The sequence below is a fragment of the Saccharopolyspora aridisoli genome (assembly GCF_004348445.1).
GTDB lineage: Bacteria > Actinomycetota > Actinomycetes > Mycobacteriales > Pseudonocardiaceae > Saccharopolyspora > Saccharopolyspora aridisoli.
On the sequence record NZ_SMKV01000066.1, the window covers coordinates 1 to 9,004 of the forward strand.

The 9,004-nt window shown below is 70.6% G+C and carries 9 protein-coding genes; 6 read left to right on the plus strand and 3 right to left on the minus strand.

All coding sequences use genetic code 11. The annotated features are described in order from the left end of the window. The 5 genes from E1161_RS26710 to E1161_RS26730 all read left to right on the plus strand — a co-directional run. Window positions 1-914: polysaccharide deacetylase family protein (locus E1161_RS26710; protein ID WP_235875328.1), on the plus strand; the 914-nt coding region annotated here is incomplete at its 5' end. 223 nt (window positions 915-1,137) lie between these two features. Further along, the gene (locus E1161_RS26715; RefSeq protein ID WP_132627509.1) at window positions 1,138-3,315 is read left to right on the plus strand and encodes a sensor histidine kinase; all 2,178 of its coding nucleotides are present in this window, start codon (window positions 1,138-1,140) and stop codon (window positions 3,313-3,315) included. Further along, window positions 3,312-3,692 carry a roadblock/LC7 domain-containing protein gene (locus E1161_RS26720; protein WP_132627510.1) on the plus strand — a complete coding sequence of 127 codons (381 nt, stop codon included), beginning with the start codon at window positions 3,312-3,314 and terminating at the stop codon, window positions 3,690-3,692. The genes E1161_RS26715 and E1161_RS26720 overlap by 4 nt, the downstream gene beginning before the upstream one ends. Before the next feature lie 5 nt (window positions 3,693-3,697). Next, window positions 3,698-4,048, plus strand: coding sequence for a DUF742 domain-containing protein (locus E1161_RS26725; RefSeq protein ID WP_132627511.1), 351 nt, complete (start codon window positions 3,698-3,700; stop codon window positions 4,046-4,048). Beyond that, a complete protein-coding gene (locus tag E1161_RS26730) occupies window positions 4,032-4,628 on the plus strand; it encodes a GTP-binding protein (protein WP_132627512.1) in 597 nt (198 codons plus the stop codon). The genes E1161_RS26725 and E1161_RS26730 overlap by 17 nt, the downstream gene beginning before the upstream one ends. 466 nt (window positions 4,629-5,094) lie before the next feature. Here E1161_RS26730 and E1161_RS26735 read toward each other — a convergent pair whose 3' ends face one another. Beyond that, a complete protein-coding gene (locus E1161_RS26735) occupies window positions 5,095-5,661 on the minus strand; it encodes a GNAT family N-acetyltransferase (RefSeq protein ID WP_235875329.1) in 567 nt (188 codons plus the stop codon). After that, a complete protein-coding gene (locus tag E1161_RS26740) occupies window positions 5,661-7,682 on the minus strand; it encodes a primosomal protein N' (protein ID WP_132627513.1) in 2,022 nt (673 codons plus the stop codon). The genes E1161_RS26735 and E1161_RS26740 overlap by 1 nt, the downstream gene beginning before the upstream one ends. A gap of 117 nt (window positions 7,683-7,799) precedes the next feature. Between E1161_RS26740 and E1161_RS26745 the strand changes: the two genes are divergently transcribed. Next, the gene (locus tag E1161_RS26745; RefSeq protein WP_132627514.1) at window positions 7,800-8,255 is read left to right on the plus strand and encodes a tRNA (cytidine(34)-2'-O)-methyltransferase; all 456 of its coding nucleotides are present in this window, start codon (window positions 7,800-7,802) and stop codon (window positions 8,253-8,255) included. Here E1161_RS26745 and E1161_RS26750 read toward each other — a convergent pair. Further along, window positions 8,242-8,937, minus strand: a complete 696-nt coding sequence (locus E1161_RS26750) for a YwaF family protein (RefSeq protein WP_132627515.1) — start codon at window positions 8,935-8,937, stop codon at window positions 8,242-8,244. The two genes, E1161_RS26745 and E1161_RS26750, sit on opposite strands and share 14 nt — an antisense overlap. Between the last annotated feature and the right edge of the window lie 67 nt (window positions 8,938-9,004).

Below are 9,004 nucleotides of genomic sequence, written 5' to 3' on the forward strand. Positions count from 1 at the left end.
CCGCCGCACCGCCCGCTCCCCCGCCACCACCGGATCCCGCATCGGTCGGGGCCAACGAGCTCGGGGACGTTCCGGTGCTGATGTACCACCGCATCACACCCGCTCCGAGCAGCGTGTACGACCGCACTCCCGCCGATTTCCGGGCAGAGCTGGAACGGCTGGCCCGCGAGGGTTACGTTCCGGTGACGGCCACCGAGTACGCCTCCGGGAAGATCGACATCCCGGCGGGGAAGCACCCGGTGGTCCTGACCTTCGACGACGGTTCGACCTCCCAGTTCACTGTGGACCCAGCGGGGAACCCTGCGCCGGAATCCGCCGTCGGCATCCTGCTCTCGGTGGCTCGGGCCAACCCGGACTTCCGCCCAGTGGCAACGATGTACGTGTTCAACCCGCCGTTCGAGGAGCCCACCGGTCGGCGCAGTCTCGCCTGGTTGCACGACAACGGTTTCGAGATCGGCAACCACACGATGAACCACCCCAACCTCGGCCGGGTCTCGTCAGCGGAGGCTCAGCAGGAGATCGCCGGGATGCAGCGCGTCATCACCGACGCCGTTCCGGGTCTGCGGGTGGACTCGATCGCGCTGCCGCTGGGCATGCACCCCGACGACGAGCGGCTGGCTTCCGACGGTTCGGCCGACGGGGTCACCTACCACCACACGAGCGTGATGCTGGTGGGCTCGAACCCGGCTCCGTCACCGTTCGCCACCGATTTCGACCCCGCCAACGTCCCGCGGATCCGCTCGCAGGGCCCGATCGGCGAGGACGCCGGTTACGGCTCGGCGGCCTGGCTCGACAAGCTCGCCGCCGACCCGGCGTCGCGCTACACCTCCGACGGAGATCCGGCCAAGACCTCGGCACCGCACTCGGCGGGCGCCCAGCCGGCGCCGGGAGCGCCGAACGTCCAGCGCTACTGACACCACTTCGCGCGGTTGCGTCCGGATTCCCGCGGGCGCAGCCGCGCGGAGTGGTTGCTCGGTTTGCGGTTCCGCATGCTGATCGTGACCACTGCGTAGCCTGAGTTGGTATGAACGTGCCACATGCGTTCGCACGACTGCCGATCCGCGACACGCAGGGTTGATCAGCTGCTAGCGTCCGTGCACTCATCATCGCCGCTGAAACCGGAGGGGATTTCCGCTGGTGACGTCACAGGACGCCGAGACTCATCACCGGACCATCAAGAGGCGTCTTTCGCGCGCGCTCACGCTGCCGATCGTGCTGCTGTCGGTCGTGCTGCTGTCCTCGACGGTGCCGCAGGGGGTCGAATCGCTCGTCGTCTGGAGGATCGGGGTCGCGGCCAAGGAGGCCGGTACGTCCGCGATGCGCGGTTTCGAAGCGCTCCAGCACGAGCGCGACCTGTCGGTGCGGGCCGAGATCCCGCCCGCCGAACTGGCCGCCGCGCGTGCCGAGACCGACCGCAACATCGCCGAGCTCAACGCCACGCTGGACTCGCTGACGGCATACGCACCGGGGCCGATCGCTGAGGAGACCGCGCAGTTCCAGCGCCGCATGGCCGAACTGCCGCAGCACCGCCTGCTCGCGCAGGGCAGCGAACTCAACCGCCGCGAGACAGTCGACCACTTCAACTCCGTGATCGACTCGGGCATCGACCTGTTCGACACCCAGTCCCGCCTCGCCCACGACATCCAGGTCACCCAAGACGGCATCACCGCCACCGAGCTGCTGCGCGCCTCCGACCTGATGCAGCGCGCCGCCATGATCGGCGGGGCCGCGGTGGACTCGGGTCGTTTTGGCGCCGGCGAGCACCTCGCGTTCGCCGAGCGGGTGTTCACCTACCGCAGCCGGATTCGTGCCGAGAGCGCCCACTCCGCGCCGCAGGTGCAGGAGCGCTACCGCGAGCTGATCCGATCGGAAGCCTGGCAGCGGCTCACCGCCGTGGAGGACCAGCTGGTCGCGGCCGGTGCCGACGCGGTGCACGCGATGTCGCCGGAGCAGCAGCGGGCCTGGCACACCGACGTCACCACCGTGGGCCGCGAGCTCAACGCGATGTCGATGGCCCAGTCCGACCACGCGATCACGCTGGGCATGACGCGGAGCTACGCGAAGTTCGTCTGGACGATCCTGGTGGTGCTGGTCGCGGTCGCGGTGACAGCCGGCTGCTGGTGGTACTCGTGGCGCAACATCGGGGTCACCGAGCAGGTGCTGGCGCGGCTGGCACGGCTGCGGGACGCCGTGCTGCACCGCACCAACGACCTGCTGCCGCCCATCCTGGAGCGCGCCCGGGAGGGCAAGCGCGTCGACGTCGACGGCGAGCTCGGCAAGCTGAACTTCGGTCGCGACGAGATCGGCCAGGTCGCCGACGCGATGGAGGTATCGCAGCGCGCCACCATCGACGCCACGATCAACGAGGCCGGGACGCACGCGGCGTTCCGCAACGCCATCGCCGCGATCGCCAGCGGGCAGCAGACGCTCATCCAGCAGGCGATCGTGCTCATCGACGCCGCTGAGCACGACGAGCAGGACCCGACCAAGCTGCGGCGGTTGCTGCAGGTCGACAGCACGGTCACCCGGCTGCGGCGCAAGATCGAGAACCTGCGGGTGCTCTCCGGTGACCGGCCCGGTCGCCGCTGGCGCGACCCGGTACCGCTGGGCAAGCTCGTGCAGTCGGCGATCGGCGAGACCGAGCACTACACGCGGCTCAACGTCCGCGCAGTGCCCGCGGTGGCGGTCAAGGGCCCGGCGGTCACCGACACGATCCGGGTGCTGGCGGAGCTGATGGACAACGCCACCCGCTTCTCGCCGCCGAACTCGCCGGTGGTGGTGCGGGTGGAGCGCACCGACGACGAAGGCGTGCTGGTGGAGATCGAGGACGGGGGTCTGGGCTTGAAGGAGCCCGACCGCGAGCGGCTCAACCGAACCCTCGCCGCGCCACCGGATTTCACCGCAACCTCGGTGCAGGACGACGTGCGACTCGGTCTCGTCGTGGTCAGCCGGCTCGCGCAGCGGCGCGGCATCGCCGTCAGCCTGCACCCCGGTGACGGTTCGGGCACGCGCGCCTCGGTGGCGCTGCCCGGCGAGATCATCGCCGAGCACGTGCCCGCGAAGCGCGAGCGCAGCGCCGAGACGACGATCCGGATGCGCCGCCGACCCCACAGCACCTCGACGGTGTCCGAACCGGACTCGGCGGGCGGCCTGCCGCAGCGCAAGCGCGGCACCACGCTCGCGCGGCTCAAGAGCAGACCGGGCGAATCCTCCACCGGGGGAACGGTTTCCGAAGATGATGACCAGTCGTCCGGGGCGGTAGCGTTCATGAACCAGATCCGACGCGCGCGTGCTGAGCAGGAGGGACGTTCGTGAGCAGCGACAACCTGAGCTGGTTGTTCGAAGACTTCCGCAGGCAGGTTCCCGATGTCCGGGGGCTGATCGTGTTCTCGGCCGACGGCCTGCCCACCTCGTCCTCGGGCATGCCCGAGGACGAGGCCGACGCGCTGGCCGCCCTGGGAGCCTCCATCAACAGCATGGTTGCCCGCGCGAGCGCGCACACCGGTTCCGGCGGTGTGCGGGGCACGCTGATCGAGAGCGACGAGGCGTTCCTGATGCTCAGCCAGGTCGCGGAGCGCACCGGCCTGCTGGTCGTCGTCCCGGCGAGCGCTGACCTCGAACTGGCGGCCACGGCGGTCGAGGAGCTGGTCTCGCAGGTCGGTTCGCACCTGGCCACTCCGGCGCGGCGGTGACCGGCATGGCCGAGTGGGAAGACGACGAGCCCGGACCGCTGGTGCGGCCCTACGTGCACACCGGCGGGCGCACCGATGTCACCAGCGACGAGCTGGACGTGTCGGCTCTGCTGCACGCCATTACCGAGACCACCGTCGACGACGTGTCGCTGAGCGCCACGACGGTGCGGGAGTTGTGCTCGGAACCGGTGTCGCTGGCGGAGATCGCCGCGGAGCTGGAAAGCCCGATCTCGGTGGCGCGCGTGCTGGTCGGCGATCTCGTCGACCGCGGCCTGCTGCGGGTGACCGCGCCGCGCACCGACCGGCCTGACGTTTCGTTCGTAGAGAGGCTTCGCAACGATGTCCGGAACCTTTGACCCGAACACGGCCTCGGCGAAGATCGTGATCGCCGGGGCTTTCGGGGTCGGCAAGACCACGATGATCACCAAGCTCACCGATCGGGAACCGCTGCGGACCGAGGAGGTCCTCACCGAGGCGGGCGTCGGGATCGACGACCTGGCGGGCTTGCAGGACAAGACGACCACGACGGTGGCCCTGGACTTCGGCCGGCTGGACCTGCCCAGCGGTCCGAAGCTCTACCTGTTCGGAACTCCCGGCCAGGACCGCTTCTGGCCGATGTGGGACAGCATCGCGCTCGGCGCGCTGGGAGCGATCGTCATCGTCGACACCGAGCGGCTCAACCAGTGCTTCGCGATCCTGGACTTCTTCGAGGACCGGGAAATCCCGTTCGTGGTCGCGATCAACGAGTTCGACGGCGCCCCGCGCCACGAACCGGACCAGCTCGCCGCCGCCCTCGACCTGGACCCGGAGATCCCGGTACTCACCTTCGACGCCCGGAGCAAGCAGGCCACCAAGGAAGTCCTGGTCACGGTGCTGGACCGAGCGATCGACTTCCGCACGGCCCGCTCCGACCCCGCCCGCGCGACGAGCCTCTGAGCCGGACAGCCCGCAGTTCTGGTCCGAACTGACCAGACAGGAAGGAGGCGGACACGGAAGGTGCGGACCAGAACCGGCCGTTGATCAGCACGACCCAGAGGGCCTGGGCTCACGCCGGCGGTGGTCATCGGCAACGGACCGACCGGGCGAGGACGACATCCGATCACCCGCGGGATCGCTGACCGCCCTTCGTCCAGCGACTTCGGCGTCGCGCCGCTGCTCTGAACGCTGATCGATCCTCAACGCACCGCGCCGCGAACCCCACCTCCCGTTCACTGATCTCCCACGACGGCGGGCAAACCGGGGTGCCGAGGATCAGCGTCCGCGAGTACGCCCGTGGAGGAACCAGGGTCAGGGCTCGCACGGGGTGGGCCGAGACGGGGGACCTCGTCAGCGAGATCCGAGTCGAGCCCATGCCGGGAGCGGAGCCGGGACACGGAGGTCCGGGCTTGGCGAGCTCGTGAGGTCATTGCTGGGCGAGCCATTGTTCTCGGGTGATGGCGTACTCGACGTCGCCGTGTTCGGCGCCGGGTATGGGCCCCTCGGGCCATTCGCTGAAGAAAGTTCGGACGTAGCGGAGCCCGGCTTTCTCCATGACCCGCCGGGAGCCGGTGTTGACCGCCATCGTCTGAGCCCAGACCCGGCGCAGGCCGAGTTCGGTGAAGCCCGTGTCGACCAGTGCCCGCGCGCCTTCGGTGGCCAGACCGCCACCCCAGGTGGAGCGGAGCATCCGGTAGCCGAGCTCGAAGTGGTCGGATTCATCGGGGGTCTGCGGGTGGAACTTGAACACGCCCAGGAAATCGTGGCTGTCGCGGTCGACGGCGGCCCAGACACCGTGGCCGTTGAAGAGGTCGTACCGCTCTCTGTACATCGGCAGTGCCTTCAGCCGAACCTCGTCGAAGGTGGCCGGCAACCCGCCGTTGAGGTAGCGCATGACCTCGGGGTCGTTGTTCATGCGGAACAAGCCGTCGGCATCGGCTTCGGTCAGCTCCCGCAACACCATCCGCGCGGTCTCCAGGAAGATCCGGGCCACTACAGCATCTCCAGCGGGTCGAGGCGGACCTGCAGTTCGGTGGCCTTCCGCGCCGCACGCACTGCCTGCGCGGCGTGCAGGGAACTCGCGAGGGCTCTGCCGTCGGCGCGGTCGACGCGGACGATGAGGCGTTCGCGTTCCGAGTTGCCGTCCTCGTCGACTTCCCCGATCGGCACCGGTCCGAGCACTTCAGCGCTGGCGGGCAGGTCCGCCGAGTCCAGCAACGCCTCGATGGCGTCGGGTGTTCCGTCGACAGCGGCGACGCGGCGAGCCGGTGGGAAGCCGAGTTCGGCGCGTTCGGCGAGCTCTTGCGCCGCGTACCAGGCGGGATCCCAGCGGACCAGTGCCTGCACGGGTTGCAGCGAGGATTCGGCCATCACCACGACCCGTCCACCGTCGCCACCGGGCCGGACCAGGGTCGCAGCGGCGAACCACAGTCGCAGCGCGGCTTCGGCGGAGCGCAGCTCGGGTCGGCCTAGCAGGGTGCGCCCGTCGAGCAGCAGCGCGGCGCCGTAGCCGCCTTCGGCGACGGGCTCGGCGCCGGGCGTGCAGACGATCAGCGCCGGTTTCGCGGGGACGTCGGCGAGGACGTCACCTGCACCGGAGGTGCGCACCGGGAACCCGGGGAACGCGCGGCCGAGCTCTTCGGCGGTGCGACCGGCGCCGACGGCGGTCGCGCGCAACCGGCGGGAACCGCACTGGGGGCACTTGAACGCGGCCTCGGCGGCTCCGCACCAGCTGCAGGCGGCCGGTTTGGGCATGCCGTCCTCAGTTCCACCGGGCAGTGCCAGAGGACCCGCGCAACGCCGGCAGCGGGCGCGTTCGCGACAATCTCCGCAGGCCAGCGCTGGGACGTAACCGCGTCGGGGTACTTGGACGAGCACCGGGGCGCCGTTGGAGAGGGCGGCGCGGGCGGCCTCGAACCCCACCGAGGGCAGTCGGGCGGCCCGGGCCGCCGGGTCGCGTGCCAGCTGGGTGTCGTCCTCGCCGATCGAGGTGACGCGCGGCGCAGCTGCCCGGACTTCGTTGCGGTGGGCGACGAGTTCGTGCGCCCAACCGGTTTCGACCAGCAGCGCTGCCTCGGCGGTGCGGGCGAAACCGCCGATGATCAGCGCGGAGCCGGCGGTGTGTGCGCGCTGGGTGAGCACGTCGCGGGTGTGCGGGTAGGGCACCTGCGGGTAGCTGTGCAGGTCGTCGCCGTCGTCCCAGACCACGGCCAGCCCGAGGTCGCGGACCGGGGCGAACATCGCGGCCCGGGTTCCGATGACGACCCGTGCCGATCCGCGCAGCGCGGCGAGCCAGTGCCCGTAGCGCTCCGCCGGTCCGCTCTCGGCGGTCAGGGTCACCACGTCGTCGCCGAGCAGCGACGCGCAAGCGGAGTGCAGGCGGGCGAGGTCGCGGTGGTCCGGGACGACGATCAGCGCGCCGCGACCGGCGGACGCCGTGGTGGCGGCGGCTTCCGCGAGCCGGGCGGGCCAGTCCTCCCCCGGCAGCGCCTGCCACACCGCGCGAGCGGGACGCCCGGAGTGCAGGGCGTCCAAGAAGGACCGACCGTGCTGATATCGCTGCCACGCATGCGCTTCCGGACGTTCCGGCGCGGGAACCGGTTCGCGGCGCGCGGACTTCTCGGCGGCGGCGCTGCGCGGGGGGATCGCGAGTCGCACGACGTCGGCGAGCATGCCGCCGTAGCGGTTGGCGACAGCTCGCGCCTGGGCGAGCATGTCGGCCGTGAGCACCGGCTCGGGCGAGGGCACCCGCTCCAGCCAGGCGAGGTTGCCCTTGAAGTCGGTGCTCTCGTCGCGCTCCAGCAGGTAGCCGTCGACCAGCTTGCCGCGGAACCGCACCCGCACGCGGCAGCCCGGCTGCGCGTCGGCGTCGAGCCGGTCGGGAACGCGGTAGTCGAAGGGGCGGTCCAGGTGAGCCGGGAGCGGGACGTCGACCAGCACGCGCGCGACCGGGTTGCTCGCCGCCGCCGTGCGCTCGGTCTCCTCCTTCCGCTTCCGCGGCTGTCCACCTGCCATGCCTCTTCTCTACCAGACACCCCCGTCCCGGCGAGGGCCCGGCGGCCCGGTCCCGGCGAGTCGTGAGCGCCTGACCCGTGATGGGCGGTCTCGTGGGGTGTGTGAAAGCATTTTCGAGTGTTCCACGTCGTCTTCTACCACCCCGAGATCCCCGGGAACGCCGGGAACGCGATCCGGATGGCCGCCGGGTCCGGCGCCGCGCTGCACTTGGTCGAGCCGCTGGGGTTCTCCGTGGAGGACGCGAAGCTCCGCCGCGCCGGGCTGGACTACCACGACCGCGCCGCGCTGCACGTCCACCCGAGCCTGGAAGCCTGCTGGGAGGAGCTGCGCCCGGAACGCGTCATCGCGTTCACGGCCCGCACCGACGCCTCCTACGTCGACGTGGACTACCGGCCCGGCGACGTCCTGCTGTTCGGCCCGGAGTCCACCGGACTGCCGGACGACCTCATCGATGCGGCCTCGATGCGGGTGCGCATCCCGATGCTGCCCGGGATCCGCTCGATGAACCTCGCCAACTCCGCCGCTGTCGCGGTCTACGAGGCTTGGCGGCAGCACGACTTCAAGGCGCCGTGACCGGCTCCCGGCTGCGCGTCCACGGCCAGGTGAGCAACGCCCAGGCGGCCATGCCGACGACGAGCTCCACCGCGAGGTAGGTCGGCCAGCCGCCCATCAGGTCGAGCAGCGACGGGTTCTCCGGCTTGCTGCTGACGAAGCCGTAGTTCGTGCCGGCCGCCTCGTTGAACACCAGCATCGCCAAGCCCCACGCGACGGTGACCCCGACCGAGATCCAGTACCCGCGCCACGTCGGCCGGATCCCGACCGCCCATGTCAGGAAGGACGCCGCCCAGATCACCAGCAGGTGCTGGCCCCAGAACTCGATGAAGTTGACGTGCGGGAAGTCGGGTGAGTCCAGGGCCGGGGTGATGATCGCCTGCGGCGTCAGCGTCAGGCCCCAGAAGTAGAGCAGGGCGTGCGGGGTCGCTCGCCGCGTCCACAACGCCCACGCGGCCACCACCCACGCGAGGTCGCACAGGTGCAGCGGCAGCGACTCGGCGACGTCCCATTCCCCCGGCATCAACCGGAACACCAGCAGCGGAACGTTGAACCCCAGCACCACGACCGCGAACGCCCGGCACCACCGCTCCAGGGCCTGCTCGTGGATTCCCCTCCCGAGCACGACGAGGACCAGCGACCCGGCCAGGATGAGCACCATCAGCACCCAATGCGACAGGCCGTAAGGCTCGAACCGATCCACAACCGGCCCCACAACCCAAGAGTCACCCACCTGAGGGACGGCGTCAATCTCACCACCAACCCACCCC

Bases quoted from the DNA above. Each gene is read 5' to 3' on its own strand.
- E1161_RS26725 (WP_132627511.1), top strand. From the start codon at position 3,698: ATGGCCGAGTGGGAAGACGACGAGCCCGGACCGCTGGTGCGGCCCTAC.
- E1161_RS26730 (WP_132627512.1), top strand. From the start codon at position 4,032: ATGTCCGGAACCTTTGACCCGAACACGGCCTCGGCGAAGATCGTGATC.
- E1161_RS26740 (WP_132627513.1), bottom strand. From the start codon at position 7,682: ATGGCAGGTGGACAGCCGCGGAAGCGGAAGGAGGAGACCGAGCGCACG.